General features: G+C 67.5%; 21 protein-coding genes. 13 read left to right on the top strand and 8 right to left on the bottom strand.

The features are described 5' to 3' along the window. Position 1: 1 nt before the first annotated feature. Both ABZ909_RS18135 and ABZ909_RS18130 read right to left on the bottom strand, forming a co-directional pair. Positions 2-991, bottom strand: a complete 990-nt coding sequence (locus tag ABZ909_RS18135) for an LLM class F420-dependent oxidoreductase (RefSeq protein WP_357000708.1) — start codon at positions 989-991, stop codon at positions 2-4. Between the two features lie 69 nt (positions 992-1,060). Then, entirely contained in the window at positions 1,061-1,960 is a 900-nt protein-coding gene (locus ABZ909_RS18130; RefSeq protein ID WP_357000705.1) for a LysR family transcriptional regulator, read from the bottom strand. 327 nt (positions 1,961-2,287) lie between these two features. On the opposite strand from ABZ909_RS18130, the gene ABZ909_RS18125 reads away from it, so the two are divergent. The 7 genes from ABZ909_RS18125 (at position 2,288) to ABZ909_RS18095 (ending at position 10,668) form a co-directional block, all read left to right on the top strand. Beyond that, entirely contained in the window at positions 2,288-3,265 is a 978-nt protein-coding gene (locus tag ABZ909_RS18125; protein ID WP_357000702.1) for an EamA family transporter, read from the top strand. 126 nt (positions 3,266-3,391) lie between these two features. Then, positions 3,392-5,158, top strand: coding sequence for an FAD-dependent oxidoreductase (locus tag ABZ909_RS18120; protein ID WP_357000700.1), 1,767 nt, complete (start codon positions 3,392-3,394; stop codon positions 5,156-5,158). Between the two features lie 64 nt (positions 5,159-5,222). Beyond that, entirely contained in the window at positions 5,223-5,846 is a 624-nt protein-coding gene (locus ABZ909_RS18115; protein WP_357000697.1) for a pyridoxamine 5'-phosphate oxidase family protein, read from the top strand. 88 nt (positions 5,847-5,934) lie between these two features. After that, positions 5,935-7,185, top strand: a complete 1,251-nt coding sequence (locus ABZ909_RS18110; protein WP_357001202.1) for a MurT ligase domain-containing protein — start codon at positions 5,935-5,937, stop codon at positions 7,183-7,185. Between the two features lie 88 nt (positions 7,186-7,273). Next, on the top strand, positions 7,274-7,984 hold the full coding sequence (locus tag ABZ909_RS18105; protein ID WP_357000695.1) for a glutamine amidotransferase: 711 nt from the start codon (positions 7,274-7,276) through the stop codon (positions 7,982-7,984). Between the two features lie 158 nt (positions 7,985-8,142). Continuing rightward, complete coding sequence (locus tag ABZ909_RS18100; RefSeq protein WP_357000693.1) at positions 8,143-9,771, top strand: GMC oxidoreductase; 1,629 nt, start codon at positions 8,143-8,145, stop codon at positions 9,769-9,771. A 108-nt stretch (positions 9,772-9,879) separates the two neighbouring features. Beyond that, positions 9,880-10,668, top strand: coding sequence for an ion transporter (locus ABZ909_RS18095; protein WP_357000691.1), 789 nt, complete (start codon positions 9,880-9,882; stop codon positions 10,666-10,668). A gap of 28 nt (positions 10,669-10,696) precedes the next feature. Here the strand turns inward: ABZ909_RS18095 and ABZ909_RS18090 are convergent, their stop codons facing one another. From ABZ909_RS18090 to ABZ909_RS18075, 4 genes are all read right to left on the bottom strand, one after another. Beyond that, positions 10,697-11,905 carry a low temperature requirement protein A gene (locus ABZ909_RS18090; protein ID WP_357000688.1) on the bottom strand — a complete coding sequence of 403 codons (1,209 nt, stop codon included), beginning with the start codon at positions 11,903-11,905 and terminating at the stop codon, positions 10,697-10,699. A 91-nt stretch (positions 11,906-11,996) separates the two neighbouring features. Next, entirely contained in the window at positions 11,997-12,587 is a 591-nt protein-coding gene (locus tag ABZ909_RS18085; RefSeq protein WP_357000685.1) for an SRPBCC family protein, read from the bottom strand. A gap of 194 nt (positions 12,588-12,781) precedes the next feature. Next, on the bottom strand, positions 12,782-12,964 hold the full coding sequence (locus ABZ909_RS18080; RefSeq protein ID WP_357000682.1) for a DUF1918 domain-containing protein: 183 nt from the start codon (positions 12,962-12,964) through the stop codon (positions 12,782-12,784). Between the two features lie 31 nt (positions 12,965-12,995). After that, positions 12,996-13,574 (bottom strand): TetR family transcriptional regulator, encoded by a 579-nt coding sequence (locus ABZ909_RS18075; protein ID WP_357000680.1) that lies wholly within the window; start codon positions 13,572-13,574, stop codon positions 12,996-12,998. A 72-nt stretch (positions 13,575-13,646) separates the two neighbouring features. On the opposite strand from ABZ909_RS18075, the gene ABZ909_RS18070 reads away from it, so the two are divergent. Further along, positions 13,647-14,222, top strand: a complete 576-nt coding sequence (locus tag ABZ909_RS18070; protein WP_357000677.1) for a dihydrofolate reductase family protein — start codon at positions 13,647-13,649, stop codon at positions 14,220-14,222. Positions 14,223-14,235: 13 nt separating this feature from the next. Here ABZ909_RS18070 and ABZ909_RS18065 read toward each other — a convergent pair whose 3' ends face one another. Continuing rightward, positions 14,236-14,700, bottom strand: a complete 465-nt coding sequence (locus tag ABZ909_RS18065; protein WP_357000674.1) for a MarR family transcriptional regulator — start codon at positions 14,698-14,700, stop codon at positions 14,236-14,238. A 97-nt stretch (positions 14,701-14,797) separates the two neighbouring features. On the opposite strand from ABZ909_RS18065, the gene ABZ909_RS18060 reads away from it, so the two are divergent. From ABZ909_RS18060 to ABZ909_RS18045, 4 genes are all read left to right on the top strand, one after another. Next, positions 14,798-15,256, top strand: a complete 459-nt coding sequence (locus ABZ909_RS18060; protein ID WP_357000672.1) for an SgcJ/EcaC family oxidoreductase — start codon at positions 14,798-14,800, stop codon at positions 15,254-15,256. Positions 15,257-15,368: 112 nt separating this feature from the next. Then, complete coding sequence (locus ABZ909_RS18055; RefSeq protein ID WP_357000669.1) at positions 15,369-16,634, top strand: aspartate kinase; 1,266 nt, start codon at positions 15,369-15,371, stop codon at positions 16,632-16,634. Positions 16,635-16,712: 78 nt separating this feature from the next. Next, positions 16,713-17,744 (top strand): aspartate-semialdehyde dehydrogenase, encoded by a 1,032-nt coding sequence (locus tag ABZ909_RS18050; protein WP_357000667.1) that lies wholly within the window; start codon positions 16,713-16,715, stop codon positions 17,742-17,744. Positions 17,745-18,496: 752 nt separating this feature from the next. Continuing rightward, the gene (locus ABZ909_RS18045; RefSeq protein WP_357000664.1) at positions 18,497-19,747 is read left to right on the top strand and encodes a helix-turn-helix transcriptional regulator; all 1,251 of its coding nucleotides are present in this window, start codon (positions 18,497-18,499) and stop codon (positions 19,745-19,747) included. A gap of 22 nt (positions 19,748-19,769) precedes the next feature. On the opposite strand, the gene ABZ909_RS18040 is transcribed toward ABZ909_RS18045, so the two are convergent. Then, the gene (locus tag ABZ909_RS18040; protein WP_357000661.1) at positions 19,770-21,113 is read right to left on the bottom strand and encodes a serine hydrolase; all 1,344 of its coding nucleotides are present in this window, start codon (positions 21,111-21,113) and stop codon (positions 19,770-19,772) included. 307 nt (positions 21,114-21,420) lie between these two features. Between ABZ909_RS18040 and ABZ909_RS18035 the strand changes: the two genes are divergently transcribed. Beyond that, positions 21,421-22,875 (top strand): catalase, encoded by a 1,455-nt coding sequence (locus ABZ909_RS18035; RefSeq protein ID WP_357000659.1) that lies wholly within the window; start codon positions 21,421-21,423, stop codon positions 22,873-22,875.

Raw genomic sequence — 22,875 nt, 5'->3', positions numbered from 1 at the left:
GTCAGCCCTGGACCAGGGGAGCCAGGGCGCGCCCGGCGAGTTCGACCGCGCCGGCCTCATGGCCGTTGGTGACCATGTTCACGATGATGCCGTCGATGCCGTGGTCGAGCACCCGGGACTGGATCTGCTCGGCGACCTGGTCCGGGGTGCCGACGAACTGGCGGTCCGCCGGGGTGTTGCGCAGGGCCTCGTTGGGCAGCGCGCCCAGATCGGTGATGCCGATGCGGGCCAGCATCTCGGCCTGGGTCTTGCGGGCGCGGTCGCCGTCCTCGTCCACGATGACGAACGCCAGGAAGCTGGTCTCCAGGGTCTTCGGGTCGCGGCCTGCCTCGTCCAGGCGCGCGTGCAGGGCCTCGAGCTTGCGGGGGATCTCCGAGGCATTGCAGATGATGTTGAGGTGGTCGGCGAAGCGGGCGGCCAGGCCGAAGGTCTTCTTCTCGCCACCGCCGCCGAGCAGGATGGGCAGGTCGTCGCGCACGCGCGGCTCGTTCATGGCGTTGTTCGTGCGGTACCACTTGCCGTCGAACGTGGAGTGCTGCCCGCGCAGCATCGGGGTGATGATCTCGAGGGCCTCCTCCAGCTTCTCGAACCGCTCGGTGAAGGTGCCGAAGTCGAAGCCGTAGGCCTGGTGCTCGAGCTCGAACCAGCCCGCGCCGATGCCCAGCACGGCCCGGCCGCGGCTCACCACGTCCAGGGTGGTGACGGTCTTGGCGGTGAGCGCCGGATTGCGATAGGTGTTGCCGGTCACCAAGGCGGACAACTGGATTCGCTCGGTCGAGGCGGCCAGGCCGGACAACGCGCTGTACGCCTCCAGCATGGGCTCCCCGGGCGCGCCGAGCAGCGGCAACTGGTAGAAGTGGTCCATGACGAAGGCCGCGTCGAAACCGGCCGCCTCGGCCTCCCGCGCCTGCGCCACCACCGCCGGGAACAGGTCCCGCGGCGCGACCCCGTAGCTGAAGTTCGGCATCTGATACCCGAGTCGAATGCTCATGCCGCAAAGGTAGAACTTGGAGTGCGCTCCAAGTCAACCGCTGATTCCCGGTCGCGCGGCGCGGCCGGGCTATTCGGTCCCGGTGGCGCGGCGGGCGGCGGCCTTGAACGCGGCGATGACCATGGCGACGGCCGGACGCTTGTCGGCATGCGGGCGGGTGGCCAGATCGTAGACGCGGGCGGCGCGGACACCGGCCAGCCGGAGCATGACCAGGTCGGGGTGACGGACCGCATGGCGGGGCATGAGGGCGACGCCGTAGCCGGTGGCCACCAGCGCCTCGATGACGCTGAACTCGTTGAGCCGCTGCGCGATTCGCGGCTGCACGCCGGTCACGGTCGCGATCGAGCGCAGCACGTCGTCGACCGGGAAGCCGGTGCGGACGCTGATCCAGGTCTCGTCGGCCAGCTCCGCCGGAACCACCGCGCCCTGCCTGGCCAGCCGGTGATCGGGCGCGACCACCACGTCGATCGGCTCGCGCATGAGCACCCGCGAGGACACCCGCGGCCCGCTGAGCGAGGGCGCCCGCTCGTCGCGATGGGTCAGCACCACGTCGTAATCGGCCAGCAAGCGCGGCACCTCACTGGGCGGCACATCCTCGTCGCGCGCCACCATCTCCACCCCGCTGTCCGCCAGCTCGGCCAGCACATGCGGCAGCAGCAGCGCTGCCCCCGACGGGAACAACGCCACCCGCACCCGCCCGCGCGGTGACCCGCGATACTCCGCCATCTCGCTGACCGCCCGTTCCATGGCGGCGAGCACCTCGTCGGCTCGCACCACCAGCGCCCGCCCCGCATCGGTCAGCCGCACCCGCCGCCCATCCGGCTCCAGCAGCGCCACCCCCGCCTCCCGTGCCAGCACCTTCAGCTGCTGCGACACCGCCGACGGCGTCATCGACAACGCCTCCGCTACCGCGGCAACCGTCCCGCGATCGGCCAATTCTCTTAGTACCCGCAGCCTTTCGAGCGACATGAGCGGCCCATCGGCCCGCGCCGCACCGGACCCCTCGAGCTGCGCACGGCCGGCCTCCGCCGCTCCGCCCGCGCCTCGGCCGCCCGCTCGGACCGGGGCTGTGCCGGGAGGGCCCGGCTTGACACGCCGCGCCCGAATCGGGGCGGGGCCGGGGTGGTCTGTGGTTGCCGGTGCTTCCCGTGCGGCGGCTGGGGTGTCTCGGGGTACGCGGCGTGGGGGTGGGACGGAGCGGGGTGGGTCGGGCTGGGGCATGGTTAAGTAGTACTACATTGTTGTTGCAGAATTATTCGATTGTTCTTATCTATTAGCGTTAGCAAGATTTTCGGCATGACCAATCGCGATCGACTGCTCGGGCTCACCGTCGTGGTGCTGTGGGGGTTGAACTTCCTGGCCATTCACGTGGGGCTGGAGCATTTCCCGCCGTTCTTCTTCGCGGGGCTGCGGTTCGCCGTGATCGCGATTCCGGTGTTGCTGTTCGTGCCGCGGCCGAGGGTGCCGTGGAAGTGGCTGCTGCTGTACGGGATCGGGTTCGGGATTCTGCAGTTCGCATTTCTGTTCACAGCCATGCGGGCGGGGATGCCGACGGGGCTGTCCTCGCTGGTGCTGCAGTCGTCCGCGCCGTTCACGGTGCTGCTGGGCGCGGTGTTCCTGCGGGAGCGGCTGCGTGGCGTTCAGCTGGCCGGAATTGCGGTGGCAATGGCGGGTATGACGGTGATCGGATGGGACCGCTCGCACCACGCGGCGCTGCTGCCGTTGGTGCTGACCCTGCTGGGCGGATTGAGCTGGGCCTTCGGCAATATCGGGTCCCGGCTGGCCGCGGCCTCGTCCGAGCAGGTGAACCCGCTGCACCTGACGCTGTGGATGGCCGTGGTGCCGCCGATCCCCATGTTCGTGCTGTCCGCGCTCACCGAGGGCCCGGCCACCGGCTGGAACGACCTGATCGACTCCTTCTCGGCGACCGGTTGGCCCGCTTTCGCGGCCCTGGCCTACATCGTCGCGCTGGGGACCATCGCGGGGTCGGGGTTGTGGACCTATCTGATGAGCCGCTATCCGGCGGGCACGGTGGCGCCGCTGTCGCTGGCCGTGCCGGTGGTGGGCATCGCCGCCTCGTGGGCGTTCCTGCACGAGACTCCATCCACGTTGTCCCTGCTCGGGGCCATCGTCGTGATCGCCGGCGCCTTCACGGCCACCTCGGCGGGCCGCCGGGCCCGGGTGCCGGAGGCGGCGCTCGACATGCCCGGCCCCATCCGACCCGCCGAGCCGACACGCCGGTCAGAACTGGACCCGAATCTTGTCGAGGCCTAGCTGAGCAGTCCGATTTGCTGTGTTTCGCTCATCTTCCGGGCCTTCGGGATGAAATTTTCTACCCCAACCGACCATCTGTCTGCGACAGCTCCATAGGATGCGGGCCAGGCGTGGGAGGTAACGGGTATGGCAGGACAGCGTTTGTCCGTCACGCGGCGATCAGTGCTGCGTGGAGCGGTCGCAGCCGGGGCAATGGCGGGAACGGTGGCGGCGGGGGCCGCCCGCCCCACCGCCGCCCGGGCCGAGACCGGACGGCGGGTCGCGGTGCTGGGCGGTGGGGTCGCGGGTCTGACCGCGGCACACGAACTGGCCGAACGCGGCTTCGAGGTGACCGTCTACGAGCGGCGGGCCCTGGGCGGCAAGGCGCGCAGCATCGCGGTCCCGGGCAGTGGCAAGGACGGGCGGCCGGATCTGTGGGGTGAGCACGGATTCCGGTTCTTTCCCGGCTTCTACCGCCACATTCCCGACACCATGCGGCGAATTCCGTTCGCGGGCAACGCCAATAGTGTGTGGGACAACCTGATCGCCGCCCCCGAGGCGCGGTTCTCGCGCAAGGACGCGGACGACACCATCATTCCGATGGGCAAGTTCGGCAAGCTCTGGTCGAGTCCGGACGACTTCCGCGAGACCGTCGGGTCGGCCATTTCGACCTCCACGAAAATGGGCACCAGCGATGCCCTCTATTTCGCGAGTCGCCTGCTGGTCTTCAACACCAGCTGCGACGCCCGCCGCTACGGGCAGTGGGACAACATGGCCTGGCGAGATTTCGTGGGCGCGGGCAGGCGCTCCAACGAATTCCGCATGCTGCTCTCGCGCACGCTCACCACGCTGCTGGTGGCCGCGCGGGAAGACAAGGCCAGCACCCTCACCATCGGCACCATGGGCGAGCAGTTCCTGGGCAATCCGCTCGAGGTCGGCAATGACGGCGCGCTCGACCGACTATTGAACGGGGCCACCAACGAGGCATGGATCGATCCCTGGGTCAACCGGCTCCGGGATCTCGGCGTCACCTTCGTCAACGCCGAGGTCCGGGGTCTGGATCTGGAGGGCGCGCGCATTTCCGGTGCGCGCGTGGTGGATTCCTCCGGAGCGGCCCAGACGGTCATCGCCGACCATTTCGTGAGCGCGCTGCCGGTGGAGGTGGCCCGCACCCTGTGGACACCCGAAATCCTGTCGCTGCGACCGGAATTGGCGGGCATGAGCCAGCTGACGGTGGACTGGATGACCGGCATCCAGTTCTTCCTCCGCCGCCCCACCGATATTGCGCGCGGTCACACCGCCTACGTCGACTCCCCCTGGTCGCTGACCTCCATTGCGCAGGGCCAGTTCTGGAACCGCACCCCGGTCACCGGCATGGGCGACGGCACCGTGCAGGACTGCCTGTCGGTCGACATCTCCGACTGGAACACGCCCGGCATGCTCTACGGCAAAACGGCCAAGGAGTGCACCCATGACGAGATAGCGCGCGAGGTGTGGGCGCAACTGAAGGCGCACCTCGACGATCGCGCCGACCTGCTGCGCGACGAGGATCTGCACTCCTGGTTCCTCGACACCGGCATCGCGTGGGACGCCGCGCAGCAGCGCAACGCCAATGCCGATCCGCTGCTGATCAATACGGCGGGCTCGTGGGCGCTGCGCCCGGAATCGCATTCCGACTCGCTCCAGAACCTGTACCTGGCAGGCGATTACGTGCGCACCAATGTGGACCTGGCCACCATGGAGGGCGCGTGCGAGGCGGCCCGCGGCGCGGTGAACAAACTGCTGGAGGTGGCGGGTTCGGATGCCCCGCGCTGCAAGCTGTTCACGCTCTACCGCGCGGAGGTGCTGGAGCCGTTCCGGCAGCTGGACATCCAGCGGTACGCGGCGGGACAGCCGAACATGTTCGACACCTAGGGTGCTTCCTCACACCGGTGAAAAAGGCTGGTGTGAGACCCGCGCCCCGCGTTGAATCGGGAGTATGAGCGAGATCACGGACCCGGTCGAACTGCGTGAACTGCTGGGGGAGGTCGCGCCGCGGCCGCGGAACAAGGACCGGTACTCCCTGCATCACTGGGATCGGGAATGGATCGCCCGCTCACCGTTCGTGGTGCTGGCCACCAGCGACGCCGACGGCAACTGCGACGCCTCGCCGAAGGGTGATCCGGCGGGGTTCGTGCAGGTACTGGACGACAAGACCATCGCCATTCCCGAGCGGCCCGGCAATCGCCGCGCGGACGGCTACCTCAATATCCTGAGCAATCCGCATGTCGGCGTGCTGTTCCTGATTCCGGGCCGCGGCGACACCCTGCGCATCAACGGCCGCGCCCGATTGGTCCGTGACGCACCGTATTTCGACGATATGGTGGTCAAGGGTCATCGCCCGATCCTGGCCATCGAGGTCGCCATCGAGCAGATCTTCTTCCACTGCTCCAAGGCGTTCATGCGCAGCGCGCTGTGGAAGCCGGAAGAGTGGCCCGAGGACACCATGCCCAGCGTCGCGCGCCTGGTGAAGGATGTGCAGCCGGCCACCCCCGATACCTTCGAGCAGCTCGAGGCGTACTACACGGGCGAGGCCTATCGAAAGATGCTCTACAACGGCTGATTGCGGCGCGTATCACGCCGTGGGCCCCGATGCCGCCTGCACGTCCCGCCCGCCATCCCCATAAACTCGCGTCGTGGCAGACATCTCGATGCGCGGACAGCTGGCGCTGCGGGCGGCGACGGCGGCGTCGTGGGCCTCACGGCGGGCCGGGCGCGGCAACGGCTCGATGATCGGCGGGCTGATCGCGCTGAAGATCGATCCCTCCCTCATGACGCAGCTGGGTCGCGGCAAGCGCACCGTGCTGGTGACCGGCACCAATGGCAAGTCCACCACCACCCGCATGACCGCCGCGGCGCTGCAGACCCTCGGCGGTGCGGATCGCCGAGGACTCGGCAGTGTCGCCACCCAGGCCGACGGCGCGAACATGGACGCCGGGATCGTGGCCGCGCTCACCGCGCACCGCAGCGCGCCGCTGGCCGCCATCGAGGTGGACGAACTGCATCTGCCACATGTCGCCGACGCGCTGAACCCGTCGGTGGTGGTGCTGCTGAACCTCTCCCGGGACCAGCTGGACCGGGTCGGAGAGATCAATATGATCGAGCGCCGCCTGCGCGAGGGCATGGCGCGGCATCCCGCGGCCGTGCTCATCGCCAACTGCGACGACGTGCTGGTCACCTCCATCGCCTACGACCACCCGAATGTGGTGTGGGTGTCGGCCGGCAGCGGCTGGTCGGTGGACGCCACCAGCTGCCCGCGCAGCGGTGAACCCATCGTGTGGGAGGGCGAGCACTGGTACAGCACCGGCGCCGACTTCCAGCGGCCCGTGCCGCAGTGGCGGGTCGGCGAGCACACGCTTTCCGGGCCGGACGGCCTGGAAATCCCGCTCGCCCTTGCCCTTCCGGGGCGCGCCAATCGCGGCAACGCCGCGCAGGCGGTGGCCGCCGCCGTGGCGCTGGGCGCGGATCCGGCCGCGGCCGCGGCCGCCGCGGGCACCGTGCGCGAGATCGCGGGCCGCTATCGCACCGTCGAGGTGGACGGCCGCCGCACCCGCATGCTGCTGGCCAAGAATCCGGCCGGCTGGCAGGAGGCGCTGTCCATGATCGATCCGGCCGCAACGGGTCTGGTGATCGCGGTCAATGGTCAGGTGCCCGACGGCGAGGACCTGTCCTGGCTGTGGGATGTCCGCTTCGAGCATTTCGAGGGCACACAGGTGGTGGCCGCCGGCGAGCGCGCCACCGATCTCGCGGTCCGGCTCACCTATGCCGGCGTCGAGCACATCACTGTCGCGGACCCCCTGGACGCCATCGCCTCCTGCCCGCCGGGACGGGTCGAGGTGCTGGCCAACTACACCGCGTTCCGCGACCTGAACCGCGACCTGGAGACGGGGACCGGCGCGTGAGTGGGCAGGCCCGGAGGCGTCGCTCCACCTCCCAGCGGTTGCGCAGCGTAACCACGAAGGGCCGCACTCACGCGCGAAAGGAAACAGCATGAGTGAATCGACCGTCCGTATCGGCCTGGTCCTGCCCGACGTCATGGGCACCTACGGCGACGGCGGCAATGCCGTGGTGCTGCGCCAGCGCCTGCGCATGCGCGGCTACGACGCCGAGATCATCGAAATCCCGCTCACCGAGCCGGTTCCCAACTCGCTGGACGTCTACACCCTCGGCGGCGCGGAGGACTCGGCCCAGCGCCTGGCCACCCGCCACCTGCAGCGCCACCCGGGCCTGCAGGAGGCCGCCGAACGCGGCGCTCCGGTGCTGGCCATCTGCGCCGCCATCCAGGTGCTCGGCCACTGGTACGAGACCTCCTCCGGGGAACGTGTGGACGGCGTCGGCCTTTTCGACGTCACCACCTCCCCGCAGGAGAAGCGCGCCATCGGCGAGGTGGCGACCCAGCCCCTCGTTCCGGGCCTCTCACAGCCCCTCACGGGCTTCGAGAACCACCGCGGCGGAACCAAACTCGGTGGCGACGCCAAACCGCTGGGGCGCGTCACCAAGGGCGTCGGCAACGGGGTGGGCGACGGCCTCGAGGGCGTCATCCAGGGTTCGGTGCTCGGCACCTATATGCACGGCCCGGCCCTCGCCCGTAACCCGGAGCTCGCCGACTATCTGCTGATCCGCGCCCTGGGCGTGGATTCGCTTCCGTCCCTGGATCTCCCGGAGGTCGACCAGCTCCGCCGCGAACGCCTCCGGGCCTGACAGCGCCTGCCTCCGCCCGGTCCCGCGATACCGGTGAAGTGTGGAAACACCCAGCGGGCCAGCATATCTCGGTAGCGATCTCACGGCAACCGGTTGAGGCGTCGCCGACCGGCCGGTAATCTCGCGCGCGGCCATGCGTGATCGAGGGAGGTGGCCGCTTGCGTAGGCGCGCCGTGTTGAAGGCTGCCGCTTTTGCGGCTCTGCTGGCAGGCGTCGGGACGGGTACCGCCGGTCGCGGTGCTGGCCCGGCTTCGGCCAATCCGTTGTGGAACGCGCTGTTCCAGGCGTGGGTACCGGAAATCTTTGCGCCGCTACCGGATCCGCCGGAGCACAGCGAGGCCATCGTCATCGGCTCCGGCTTCGGGGCTGCGGTGACCGCGCTGCGGCTGGCCGAGGCGGGCGTGCAGAACACCGTGCTCGAGCGCGGCTCGCGCTGGCCCAACGACCCCTGGCGAGAGATCTTCACCGGCGACGACCTGCCCGACGGGCGCGGCTTCTGGCATCGCACCAGCTTCACCGGCATCACCAAGGTGCCCATGCCGTGCTCGGATTTCGGTGGCGTGCTGGACGTCACGGAGTACCCGGGCATCGACGTGTGGCGCGCCGCCGCGGTGGGCGGCGGGTCCATCGTGTTCAGCGGCGCCATGGTCGCGCCGCCGCGGAACCTGTTCGACCAGGTCTTCGGGGGCGTGGTGAACTACGACGAACTCGATTCGGTCTACTACCCGCGGGTCCGCCAGATGCTGCGACTGTCCACCATGCCGCCGGACGTGTACGCCTCCACGCCCTTCACCCATTCGCGGGTATGGGATCAGCAGGTGCGGGCCGTGGGTTACGAACCGGAGGCCAATGATTCGATCTTCAACTGGGATGTCATCCGCGCCGAGCTGGCGGGCACCAGCCGGGCCTCGGCCACCGCGTCGCGCAGCAATCTCGGCAATTCCAATGGCGCCAAGTTCGATCTGAACCAGAACTACCTGCGCTACGCCGAGGGCACCGGCCGCTCGGCCATCTACCCGGGCCATCGGGTGGACACCATCGGCCAGGACGGCAGCGGCAGGTACGTGGTCACGGTGACCAAGCTGGCCCCGACCGGTCAGATGCTCGGCACCCGCACCCTCACCTGCGACCGCCTGTTCCTCGGCGCGGGGTCGGTGGGCACCTCCGAACTGTTGGTGCGCGCCCAGGCCACCGGCGCCCTGCCCAACCTCAACGAGCATGTGGGCGACGGCTGGGGCACCAATGGCGATGTGGTGCTGGCCCGCAGCATCAGCTCGCTGTCCATGACCGGCGGTGGCGTGCCCAGTGCCAGCCGCATCTTCGACGACTCGGGCATGCCGCTGCACCTCGAAAGCTGGTACGTGCCGGGCATTCCGGTGGACACCGGCGCCATCGCCTCGCTCGGCATCACCCTGGATCCGACCCGGGCCCGGTTCGGCTACGACGCCGGCCGCAACGCGGTGGGGCTGAGCTGGCCCAGAGCGGCCCAGGATCAGGTGGTCGCAGCCTGCCGAGCGGTCGATCAACGGGTGGCGCAGGCCGACCACTCGCTGGTGAACTACACGCCGATCGGCTATGACGCGCAGGGCTTTTTCACCGCGCACCCGTTGGGCGGGGCGGTGCTGGGGCAGGCCACCGACGCCTACGGCCGCGTCATCGGGCATCCGGGCCTGTACGTCATGGACGGCGCCGGCATTCCGGGCAGCACCGCGACGGTGAACCCCTCGCTCACCATCACCGCTGTGGCGGAACGCAATATCGAGGCGATCATCCGGGCCGGGAGGTAGCCCGGCCGCGGTATGCACCGGGCCCGGCCGCCCGGCCCCCCGAAGCCCGCCTCGCGGTCGTTTGCGCCGACTACGCTGGCGGGACCGTTCGATGAGGAAGGGGACGTCGTGATCGAGCTCGGCGCTGCGGATGAGGATGAATTCCCCCACAAGCCTCCGACCCTGTGGACCGATTTCGTCATGCTCGGGCTCGCGGTGGTCTCGGTGGCGCTCGTCACCTGGGTGACCTTTTTCCCGGTCTCCGATCACACCTACCGGACGATCCGCATCACGGACTACAGCATTTGCGCGGTGTTCCTCGCCGAATTCCTGTGGCGCTGGCGGCGTGAGGGCTGGAGCTGGACCTTCCCCTTCATCTACTGGTACGAGGTCCTCGGCATGATCCCGGTGACCAGTCCGTTCTTCCGCGGTTTCCGGCTGCTGCGCATCGTGGTGATCGCGGTGCGGGTGGGCCGGGTGGCCGACCGCGCGTTCGGCGACCGGATCACCGCGGCCCTGGTGAACCGGTCGATCGGCGCCATCGTCGAGGCCATCGAGCGCCCGATCACGGTGGCCGTGCTGGACGAGGTCGCCGAGGTGTTGCGGTGCGGCAAATACACCCGCAATATCGCGAATGCGCTGGAGGAGAACCGCTCCGAGATCGACGAGATGATCCTCGAGGTGATCCGCAATGATCCTCAGCTGGGGAGGGTGCGCTACGTCCCGTTCCACGAGGAGATGATTCGCGGCATCGCCGACGCCAGTTTCCGCGTCGTGCTGCAGGTGCTCGCCGATCCGCGCACCGACGAGCTGGTGGCGGATGCCCTGCGCGAGAACATCAATCAGATCCGTGAGGCCGTGCACTCGGGGGAGCGGGTGCCAGAGGCCATCGACAACCGGCTCGCCCCGCGTCCCTGAGCTGTCGCCGGCCGCGTGTCCGAGGGCCTCAGTCCAGCCCGTGCCGGATCAGATCGCGCGGCTGGGCGTAGCGCACCACCTCGAACACGATGAGCGCCAGCAGCATCGCACAGAGCATGCCCAGCGCGGCCAGCGCGGGCACCGTCGACGCCAGCGGGATCAGGGCCAGCAGCACCACCGCCGTCACCAGCCGCGGCACCAGCACCTTGCCGGTCGCGTAGTGCCGGAACCCGACCAGGGCGATCAGATACGTGATCACACCGCCGTACAGCGCGAACAGCGGGATCCCGTGCAGCTCGTCGCTGAGCGAATGTCCTTGCGCCCCACCCACGTAGTTGAGCACCTTCTTCAAACCCAGTGCCATGGCCACGATTCCGGCGATCATCGGGAAGTGCCAGAAGGTGTAGCAGTTGCGCGCGATCTGGATGCGGCGCTCGCCGCCGGCGCGATGCATCGCGTGCTCTACGACCAACGCGGCCACATCGAAGTACGCCCACCACAGCAGGCCCGCCACCCCCAGGCCCAGCATCGAGCCCACGGTGATGGACCAGGAGATCGGCAGCCCTGCGACGCCGACGCCGATGGACACGATGGATTCGCCCAGTGCGATGATGACGATCAGCCCGTATCGTTCGGCGAAGTGCGATGGTGAGTAGACCCGCCACTCGTTGCCCGCGAAGAACGTCCAGCCCATGTCCCAGACCAGCGCCGCCAGCCACAGCACCAGCTGCGCGGTCCCGGTGGTGAGCGCGCCGGCCACCAGCAGCACGCTGGCCACGCTGAGTGAGCCTGCGGCCCAGCGGATCACCTGGCGGCGTAGCTGGGCGTCGTGGGCGCTGGCCATCCAGAACACGGTCAGGTGCACCAGCCGGACGGCCAGGTACGCGATGACGAACACCAGCGGCCCGTACCAGCCGCCCGGCAGATCGTGGAAGGACTCGGGAATGGTGAGCGCGATAATGAACACCGCGCCCATGGCCACGAACATGGCCACCCGGGCGACGCCCTCATCGGCCTTGACCACATTGCCGAGCCAGGAGTAGCCGATCCAGCCCCACCACAGCATGGCCAGAATGAGCAGCGCGCGCAGCAGGTTGACCGCGGTGGTCTCGTGCGCGGCGAAGTCGGTGACCATGGTGAAGGCGAACACGATCACCAGGTCGAAGAACAGTTCCAGCTGCGTCACCGAGGCATCCTCGGCGACGGGCATCATGCGGGTGCGAACGGGACCGGGCATGAGGGACATCCTGCCCAATGCGCGACCCGAAAGGCAGTGCCGATCAGGAATGTTCGCTGTTCGCGATCAGCTGCGAGTGTTCGCGGCCGGCCTAGGCGGTGCCGAAGCCGGGCTCGAAATTGCGGCCGTAGTCCAGGCGCTGCGCGTAGCCCGGCTGGGCGTACCCGGGCTGGGCCTGACCGGGCTGCTCGAAGGCGGCCGATTCGGAGTAGGGCGCTTCCTCCATGTCGCCGAGTCCTTGGACGCCGGTGACGGATTCGACGAATGCGATGAAGTTGCTGATCATCGTGTCGCCCTCACGGCGGGCGGTGCGCTTGAGCAGCATGCCGGGCGCGGGAATCGGAAGGTAGACCTCGGAGTGGTACCAGACCTCGGTGGCGCCGTCCTCGGTTTCGCCGAGGTCGAACCAGCCCTTGCCGCCGGCGCCGGCGCTGGATTCGGAAACCCGCCATTCGACGCGGTTCTCGGTGCAGGTGTACTCGACGACCTGCCGGTCGGGGCGGCCCATGAGGTTGGCCGACACGTAGACGCGCTTGGGGCGGCCGCGCTTGTCGCGGGTGGCGACCCGGACGTCCTGATGGGAGGGGGACCAGTCGGGCATCTGCTCGACCATGAGCAACGCATCCATCACCTGTCCGGGATCGATGTCGATGACGAACCGGTGATCAGTCTTCGTTCTCATATCTACCCTTCCATCCGGGCACCGATTGTGACCAGGGTCGCTCGGAGAGTCAACTGTGCTACCCCTCGCTTCTGACCGACTGGTCGGTCTGGTAAGTCCCGATTTCCCTGCTCGGCAGGGCTATCCGATCGCGTCGGGGCGCGATTGGAAAATCTTGGGCTAATGCGGCCGAAACGGGTTGTGACCGGGTGTCGTCAACCCGGCTGCACCACCGAGTCCGGACCCGGGAACACCAGGCTCGTATGGCCGTCGGCAAACCGCACCACGTAGGGCGGCTCACCTTCGGTGCCGCGTACTTCGACGATCTCCGCGGTGTGATCGGGGAGTCCGACATTGCGCCCATGGATGACCAGATGATCACCGACACTTGCTCGCATACTTGGGATTATTCGCCTGTGGTGATGCTCGTCACAAGGCCGGAATGGCACGTTCCACCGCCATGCGCACCAGCCGCGCCGCCTCCTCGCCGGTAAAGATGTCCGGCAGTGTGAGTCTTTCGACGATCAGCCAGTTCAGGGCCAGGTAGAGCAGCGTCACCGAGTCGGCGTCGCCGGGCAGGCCGGAGTCCAGATGGTTGCGGACATTGAAATCGAGGTCCGCGCGCACTCGCTCGGCGAGGATCGCCTGCAGCTCCGGGCGGCGGGTGGCCTCCAGCCGTAGTTCCAGCAGGGCGAGGTAGCCGGTGCGGAACCCGGTGATGCGGGTGATGGTTTCCGCCATCAGCTCCGCGATGGTCTCGCGGGTACGCGGGCCGGTGAAGAGATGGTCCATCGTCTCCTTGCTGGGTTGTAGCCGCTCGTAGAAGCGGTGTCCGGCCTGGACCAGGAGTTCGTCGCGATTGGAGAAGTAGTTCGAGGCCGTGCCCGCGGGCACCCGGGCCTCCTTGTCGACCGCACGGAAGGTGAGTCCGCGTGCGCCGTCGCGGGCCAGGATCTCGATGGCCGCGTCGATCAGGGCATTGCGTCGTTCCGGATTCGTCCTAACCATTGACACCACTCCGTCTGTAGTACTACATTAGTAATCACTACGGACATAGTACTACGAACAAGGCGGTAATTGATGCGAAAGCTCGTCTACTACGTGGCGGTCTCCCTCGACGGCTACATCGCCGGTCCGCAGGGGGAGTACGACTTCTATCCGATCGGCGACGACATGATGGCCTGGTTCAACGAGGCCATGCCGGAGACGGTCCCGACCCACATTCGCGAACTGGTCGGCCTGCCGGTCGATACGCCGAACCGGCAGATCGACACGGTCCTCATGGGACGCGGCAGTTATGAACCCGGCCTGGCTGCCGGAACCGACAGCCCGTACAACCACCTGAAGCAGTACGTCTTCTCGACCACCCTCGCGCCGGTCGGCAATCCGCAGGTGGAGATCGTCTCGGGCGATCCGGTCGAACTGGTCCGGCGAATGAAAAAGGAAGAGGGCCTGGACATCTGGCTCTGCGGCGGCGCGAATCTGGCGGGGCAGCTGATCGATGAGATCGACCGGTTGATCCTCAAGAGCTACCCGGTCATCGCAGGCGCGGGCCTCCCCATGATCGTCGGCAACTTCAGCCCGGCCCGGTTCGAGGTCACCCAGCGCCGGGAATTCGGCAACGGCACGCAGGTCACCTGGCTCGACCGGGCCTGAGTCCCGGTCCTGCTCAACCGCTTTCGCGGATCCGCGTGGTGACGTCCATCGAGGTCTCGTGCAGCCGGTTGAAGATCTCGAGCAGTAGCTCCAACTGCTCGTCCGAATAATCGAGGGCGATCTTGGCGAATTCCGTCGCCAGGAGCTCGTAGTGCGGTGCGATCTCGTCGATGCGGTCGTCCAGGGCGGTGATGATCACCCGCCGCCGATCTTTCGAATCATGTTCGCGCCGAACGAATCCACCCTTCAGCAACCGGTCGATCATCCGGGTGATGGCCCCGGTGGTGAGGCCGGTGCGCTGGGCCAGTTCGCCGGCGGTGGCGGGTCCGCCGATGCGCAGCATATTGAGACAGCGCAGGTCGGTGACGTGCAGGCCGAGCTTGTCGGCCATGGCCCCGTGCAGCATCACGGCGTCGGTGGCGCTGCGCTGGGCGGCGAAGGTGAGGGCGGCGCCCAGCTCGTCGTGTTTCTCGCTCATCCCTTGACAGCTTAGTCTCACTCGGACAATATCTGAATGAGTCAACTACTTCTCAAATCAGTTGATGACTCGTTCAGATATCTTCGGGAGGGATGTCATGACTGTTCAGCAGATCACCGACGAAGCCGCCGTTCGCGCGCTGTTCGACCGCTCGAATCGGGCGTGGGCGGACGGGGATGCCGCCGCCTACGCCGAGGTATTCACACCGGACGCCGACTACGTCACCTGGTTCGGCGCCCGGCTGCGCGGGCGCGAGGCAATCCGGGCCTCGCACGAACCGCTGTTCGCGAAGTACATGAAGGGCACCCGCCTCGACGGTGAGATCACTGACCTGCGGTTCGTCACCCCCGATGTCGCGGTCGTGCACGGCCGCGGCGCAGTGGTGAAGGGCAAGCGCCGCCGGAACCGCTTCAACACCAAGGTGAACGTGTACGTCGGGGTGCGGCGTGACGGCGAGTGGGGCTTCGCCGCCTTCCACAACACCAAGTACCGCTGGCTGTTCAACACCCTTGTCGCCAAGCATGATCCGGGCATGCGGATGTCGGCGCCGGAATAGCTGCCGGGTGACTGGAATACGCGGACGGGAGGTGGGACGAAAAGTCGTGGACCTGGGCCGGTAGTCTTGTGGGTCGGTAGCAGCAGTTTGTCGATCTTGGAGGATTTCCGCCGTGGCTCTAGTCGTCCAGAAGTACGGAGGATCCTCGGTCGCCACCGCCGAGCGCATCCGTCGGGTCGCTGAGCGGATCATCGAGACCAAGAAGCTGGGCCACGATGTGGTCGTCGTGTGTTCCGCCATGGGCGACACCACCGACGAGCTCCTCGATCTGGCCCAGCAGGTCGCGCCCGCCGCCCCGCCCCGCGAGATGGACATGCTCCTCACCTCCGGTGAGCGCATCTCCAATGCGTTGGTCGCCATGGCCATTCACTCTCTCGGCGCCGAGGCTCGTTCGTTCACCGGGTCGCAGGCCGGTGTCATCACCACCGGTACGCACGGCAATGCCAAGATCATCGACGTGGCCCCGGGCCGGGTGCAGCAGGCGCTCGGCGAGGGCACCATCGTGCTGGTCGCGGGCTTCCAGGGCGTGAGCCAGGACAGCAAGGACGTGACCACGCTGGGCCGCGGTGGTTCCGATACCACCGCCGTCGCGCTGGCCGCCGCGCTCAACGCCGATGTCTGCGAGATCTACACCGATGTGGACGGCGTCTTCTCCGCCGACCCGCGCATCGTCTCCGACGCCCAGAAGCTCGACACCGTCTCCTACGAGGAGATGCTGGAGATGGCCGCCTGCGGCTCGAAAGTTCTCATGCTGCGTTGCGTCGAGTACGCGCGCCGCTACAACGTGCCCGTTCACGTGCGGTCCTCGTACACCGACAAGACGGGCACCATGATTACCGGATCGATGGAGGACATCCCCTTGGAGCAAGCAATCCTCACGGGCGTCGCGCACGACCGCAGCGAGGCCAAGGTGACCGTGGTCGGCATTCCGGACGAGCCGGGCTACGCCGCCAAGGTGTTCCGCGCGGTCGCCGATGCCGAGATCAATATCGACATGGTGCTGCAGAACATCTCCAAGGTGGAGACGGGTAAGACCGACATCACCTTCACCCTGCCCAAGCTGGAGGGCCCGCGTGCCGTCGAGCTGCTCACCAAGCGGCAGGGCGAGATCGGTTTCTCCCAGGTCGTGTACGACGACCACATCGGCAAGGTGTCGCTGGTCGGCGCGGGCATGAAGTCGCACCCGGGCGTGACCGCCACCTTCTGCGAGTCGCTGGCCGAGGCCGGCATCAACATCGACCTCATCTCCACTTCGGAGATCCGGATCTCGGTGCTGGTCAAGGACACCGACCTGGACGAGGCCGTGAAGGTGCTGCACTCGGCGTTCGATCTGGGCGGCGACGAGGTCGCGGTCGTGCACGGTGGAACGGGACGCTGACTTGATCGGGTCAAGCGCGGAGGCGGCAGCGCAGCGTAACCACGTAGCGCTCCCGATCAAGTCGAAAGGACACAGCCCATGGGTGTGCGTGTAGGCGTCGTCGGCGCGACCGGTCAGGTCGGCGCGGTCATGCGAAAGCTGCTGGAGGAGCGCAACTTCCCGGCCGACGAGGTGCGGTTCTTCGCATCCGCGCGCTCGGCGGGCAAGACGCTGCCGTTCCGCGGCAAGGAAATCGTGGTCGAGGACACCGAGACTGCCGACCCGAGCGGACTGGACATCGCGCTGTTCTCGGCCGGTGCCACCATGTCCCGGGTGCAGGCCCCGCGCTTCGCGGCCGCCGGTGTCACCGTCATCGACAACTCTTCGGCCTGGCGCAAGGATCCCGAGGTGCCGCTGGTCGTCTCCGAGGTGAACCCGGAGGCCACCCGCAACCTGGTCAAGGGCATCATCGCCAACCCGAACTGCACCACCATGGCCGCCATGCCGGTGCTCAAGGTGCTGCACGACGAGGCCGGGCTGCAGCGGCTGATCGTGTCCAGCTACCAGGCGGTGTCGGGCTCCGGCCTGGCCGGTGTCGAGGAGCTGGCCTCGCAGGTGCGCGCCGTCATCGGCGACGCCGAGAAGCTGGTGCACGACGGTTCGGCGGTGCAGTTCCCGGCCCCGAACAAGTACGTGGCCCCCATCGCCTTCGACGTGATCCCGCTGGCGGGTTCGCTGGTGGACGACGGCAGTGGCGAGACCGACGAGGATCAGAAGCTGCGCAACGAGTCCCGCAAGATCCTGGGTCTGCCGGATCTGCTGGTGAGCGGCACGTGTGTACGTGTCCCGGTCTTCACCGGCCACTCGCTGTCGATCAATGCCGAGTTCGCGCAGCCGCTTTCGGTGGAGCGCGCCGAGGAGCTGCTGGCGAAGGCGCCGGGTGTGAAGCTCACCGATGTCCCCACTCCGCTGGCCGCCGCCGGTATCGACGAGTCGCTGGTGGGCCGTATCCGCCAGGATCCGGGTGTGCCGGACGGCCGCGGTCTGGCGCTGTTCATCTCCGGCGACAACCTGCGTAAGGGTGCCGCGCTCAACACGATTCAGATCGCGGAAGTTCTTTTGAACAACTGATCAGATCTATCCGTTACGGACCGTGCACAAGAAAGTGCACGGTCCGTTTTCGGATATTGTCCGAGTGTCAATGCGATAGGCTCTGCCCGGAGTCGGTCAATCCGCCCAAAGTTCGGCACAGGGGAGCGGCGGTAGTCGATCGGTCGGGGGCGCGTCGATGGTGACTTCTATGCGATGCGGGCGTAAATGCGCAGCGAGGCGTTCGGCAATTGCGCGCTCCGTACGGTAATCCAAGATCATTCCTCCGGGAAACCGCAGGCGCACATGGACTTCGTCGGTTTTCGGCGCGGCTGTCATCGTGGTGCTGCCCGATGCGCGGCTGGTTGACCTTTCATCGAGCGCGAGTTCCGGATACCCTCGCGTTCGAGGCGTGCGGTGATGCTTTGCACCGTCGCCCCGTCGGCAGTGGAGGAATAGTTGGTGGCCGCAAGGGCGCACGCCGCGAACCACATTGCCGCGCTGCCGATTCCGGCTCCGAGTAGGAAGAAGAGAAGTTCGCCGGGCATGACCACCTCTTGTCGTCCGTTTGGTTCGACGGGTCCTCTTCAAACGTTAAACACAGAAAAATTGCGGTGCAATAAGAAAAATCCATGTTCCATACTGTGCGCCGTAAGCTCGGTTGGTCTGGAATCCTTGTCGGCAGATCCCCCTCTGGATGGAAAGGGCGGAAGGAGAAGGGCATGGTAGACATCGGCGAAACAAGCGGGCGGTGACGGCCGGGAAAGCCGATCAGGCAGAAGGAGTTTGACCCGGTGGCCGAAAGTACCCTTGGGGCACGGGTAGCGGAGTTGCGCCGGCGGCGGGGACTATCGCAGAAAGAGTTGGGAGCGGCGATTCGGCGCTCGGAAAGCTGGGTGTCGCAGGTCGAGCGAGACGTGCTGCCTGTTGAGCGACTGTCCGTTCTGCAAAGACTGGCGGACGTGCTCGGAGTGGCGGTACGCGATCTACGTCCCGAAGCGGCCGAACCGATGGCCGCCGACCGCGGTGACGGGCATCGGCCCGGCTCGGCGGTGTTCGAGCAGCTGCGGCTGCTGCTCACCGGGCATCCCGCCCTGGAACAGCTCTTCGGAGACGAGGCCGATCGCAGTCTCGAGTCGAGTACTGCGGCCGCGAAACTGCCGGAGCTGCAACAGCGAGTGGACCTGGCCTGGCGGCTGGCGCACGAATCCCGGCTGGTCGAGGTGGGCAGCAGTCTGCTGGAACTGATTCCGGATCTCGAGCACGCCGCGCGGGCGGATGCCACGCGGCGGCCGGAGGTGCTGACTCTGCTCTCGCGCGCCTATCAGGTGGCCGCGACCGCGTTCACCCGCCAGGAAGAGGTCGACGCGGCGTGGGTCGCGGCCGATCGCGCACTGTCCGCGGCCGAAGAATCCGGTGACGCGCTGAGCGTGGTGGCCGGAACCTATCGCATGGCACAGGCATTCCTGCGTCTGCAACGCCTCGAACAGGCCGAGCAGGCGGCGCGAGTGTCGGTGGCCGCGCTGGCCGCGCAGGTGGCGGCCGAGCAGCCGCGGCCGGAAGTGCTGTCGCTCTACGGATCTCTGCAGCTCATGCTGGCGGTGATCGCGGCGACGGACGGGAATCGCACGGCCGCCCGCACCGGGCTGGCAGCGGCGCGCGCCGCCGCCGACCGGCTGGGCGAGGGCCGCAACGATTTCGACACCGAGTTCGGTCCGACCGGGGTCGCCGTGCACGCGGTGGCCGTGGCGGTCGAACTGGGTGACGCCGGCGAGGCGCTCGATACCGCGCGCACCGTCGACGCCTCGATCCTGTCTCCGGAGCGGCAGGCGCGCTTCCTGGTCGACGTGGCCCGCGCGCACGCACAGCGGCGGCAGGCGAGTGAGGCCTTGGAAGCGTTGCTCAATGCCGAGCGACTGACCCCGGAACTGGTGCACACCGATCATCGCGCCCGCGAAGTGGTGCGGGATCTGCTGCAGTTCGCCGGTCGCCGACCGGCCGACGAATTACGGGAGCTGGCGGGCCGCGCCGCGGTCACCCCCTGAACGAACCAGGGGTGGCGGCCGGTCAGCGAATTCCCGGTGTGCGCGGGTCGGGTCCGACGCATGCCAGCAGCAGGCAGCCCGGCGGCGTGTCACTGAACGGTGCCGCGAGGGGGAGGTCGAGACAGGACACCACGGTACAGTCCGGATAGGAGTCAGCGCCGAGGCCGAAGACGGCCAGCGTGATATCGGTATCGACGTAGGAGCGGTAGTCGACCGAGAGCGGTGCCTCCACATAGGGGCCGGGATCCGGAATCGGGTTGTCCCGCAAGGCCGCCAGGAGCCGACGGAAGAATTCGTGCGACGGCTCGCCGCCGTATTGGAGGACGCCGCTCAGGCCCTGCGTGGTGTGGACGCCGAAGACGCCGGTCCACACCACCATCAGATCCAGGCTGGGCACCACGAAGACGTGCTGCAGACCAAATCCGGACATGGAATAGGTGTCGGCGGGCAGGAATTCGGGATTCTCCGCGCATCCGGGACCGGTCCAGAACAGGTATCCGTAGCAGGGGTTGGTATCCGACGGGGTGATGGCGCGGTTCAGGTAGTCGGCGGAAATGATGGTGCGCCCGTTCCATTGCCCGTGTTCGGCGACCAGCATGCCCAGCCGCGCCAGATCGGCGGGCGGGATGTACAGGTGCGCGTAACCATAGGTGTGGCCGGACCGGTCCCGCGCCCAGTAGTAGTCGCCGCGCTGAATTCCGATGGGCCCGAACAGTTCCCGCTGCGCGAATTGCTGCAGTGGCTCGCCGACGGCCGATTCGATCACGTACGACAGCAGATCCACAGTGCGCTGGCTGTATTGGAAGGTCGTGCCCGGCGGTGTGTCGAACGGCACGCCCAGCGCCTGGACCGCACTGAACTGATCGATCGGGACAATGCCGGTAATCCCCTCGGTGAGCGCACCGACGCGCAGACCCGAGGTCTCCTGGAGCAGATTCCGCACCGTAATGGCGCGATGCGCGGCATCGCCGAGGCCCGGCGGGAGATAGCGGTCCAGGGGCGCGTCGATATCGAGTTTTCCTTGATCCCAGGCAATTCCGGCGAGCAGGGAGACGATGCTCTTGGTGACGCTCCAGACATTCCACGGCACCGAATCGGTCCGGGCATTCTCCGGGCCGGTGCCGATCAGGCAGTTGTGCCGGAAGACCTGGACATTCAATCGGTTTCGGGAGGCCGCGAAGTCGAGAGCGGCGGTCAGCAGGCGGGAATCCACCCCGGTGTCCTCCGGTGCGGCGCGCTGGAATTCGCGCCCTTCGGGTGCGCCGCAGTGTGCCGGCCCGGGCGCCGCCCCTGCGACGCCGCCGCCCATGATCACGCTGCCTGCCGTCGATACCGCCGCTATCGCGCCGGCCAACCCCCTGCGCATGCGCCACATGCGGCTCAGGCTAGCCCGGAAAGTTGAAGCCGACGCCCAACAAGCGCCTCTCGGCGAGTGGTCGCTCGTAGCGACGAAGGGTGCGGCCCGGGGCTGTTCCGACGCCGGCAAGGGTGATCAACCCGGCCTCTGCCGGATCTATTCCGGGGCGGGCACTGTGATCTGGGTAACGGTTCCGCGATAGCTCTTCGCTCGATATTTGCCTAACCTGCGCGGTCGGACCGTATACACCTTTGTTTACCTACCGCCTTGCCCGGTTTTCTTGACTAGTTCCAGAAAACTCGGCACGCTCGAAAACATGACCAAGGCGACCACCACCAATACCGGCGCCCCGGTGCCCAGCGACAACGAATCGCTCACCGCGGGCACACAGGGCCCGATCCTGCTGCACGATCACTACCTGATCGAGAAGCTCGCCCACTTCAACCGGGAGCGGGTGCCCGAGCGCGTGGTGCACGCCAAGGGTTCGGGAGCGTTCGGCGAACTGGTGGTTACCGGTGATGTCAGCCGCTACACCAGGGCCGCGTTGTTTCAGCCGGGCACCCGCACCGAGTCGCTGGTGCGTTTCTCCACCGTCGCCGGTGAGCAGGGCAGCCCCGACACCTGGCGCGACCCGCGCGGCTTCGCGGTGAAGTTCTACACCACCGAGGGCAACTACGACATCGTTGGCAACAACACCCCGGTGTTCTTCATCAAGGACCCGATCAAGTTCCCCGACTTCATCCACTCGCAGAAGCGCCTGCCCGGGTCCGGCCTGCGCGACGCGAACATGCAGTGGGACTTCTGGACCCTGCGTCCGGAGACCGCCCACCAGGTCACCTGGCTCATGGGCGACCGCGGCATCCCGGCCACCCTGCGCCACATGGACGGCTTCGGCTCGCACACCTACCAGTGGATCAACGAGGCCGGCGAGCGCTTCTGGGTGAAGTACCACTTCAAGACCGACCAGGGCATCAAGAACCTGACCCAGGCCGAGGCCGACGAGCTCGCCGGTAAGGACGCCGACTTCCACCGTCGCGACCTGCACCAGGCCATCGAGCGCGGCGATTTCCCGAGCTGGACCCTGAAGGTCCAGATCATGCCGGTCGCCGAGGCGGACAACTACCGCTTCAACCCGTTCGACCTGACCAAGGTCTGGTCGCAGCAGGACTACCCGCTCATCGAGGTCGGCCGCTGGACCCTGAACCGCAACCCCGCGAACTTCTTCGTGGATATCGAGCAGGCCGCCTTCGCGCCCTCGAATGTGGTTCCCGGCATTGCCTTCTCGCCCGACAAGATGCTGCTGGGCCGCGTCTTCGCCTACGCCGACGCGCACCGCTACCGCATCGGCGCGAACCACGAGCAGCTGCCGCCGAACCGGGCCAAGGCCGCGCCGGTGAACTCCTACTCGCAGGACGGCGCCATGCGCTTCGCGCACAATGCCGCCAGTGTTCCGGTGTACGCGCCCAACTCCTTCGGCGGCCCGCACGCCGATCCGGCGCGCGCCATCGACGACGGCGCCTGGGCGTTCGACCCGACCATGGTCCGGGCCGGCTACATCCAGCACCGCGAGGACAATGACTTCGCGCAGGCCGGCACCCTGGTCCGCGAGGTCATGAACGACGCCGAGCGGGATCGCCTGGTGGGCAATGTGGTCGGCCACATCCTGGGCGGTGTGCGCGAGCCGATTCTGAGCCGTGTCTTCGACTACTGGAAGAGTGTCGACGCCGAGCTCGGCAAGCGCATCGAGATCGGCGTCCGCGAGCAGCTCTGA

The organism is Nocardia sp. NPDC046763, from assembly GCF_040645495.1.
GTDB lineage: Bacteria > Actinomycetota > Actinomycetes > Mycobacteriales > Mycobacteriaceae > Nocardia.
The sequence above is the reverse complement of the archived record's forward strand: the minus strand, read 5'-3'. Positions and strand labels throughout refer to the sequence as shown.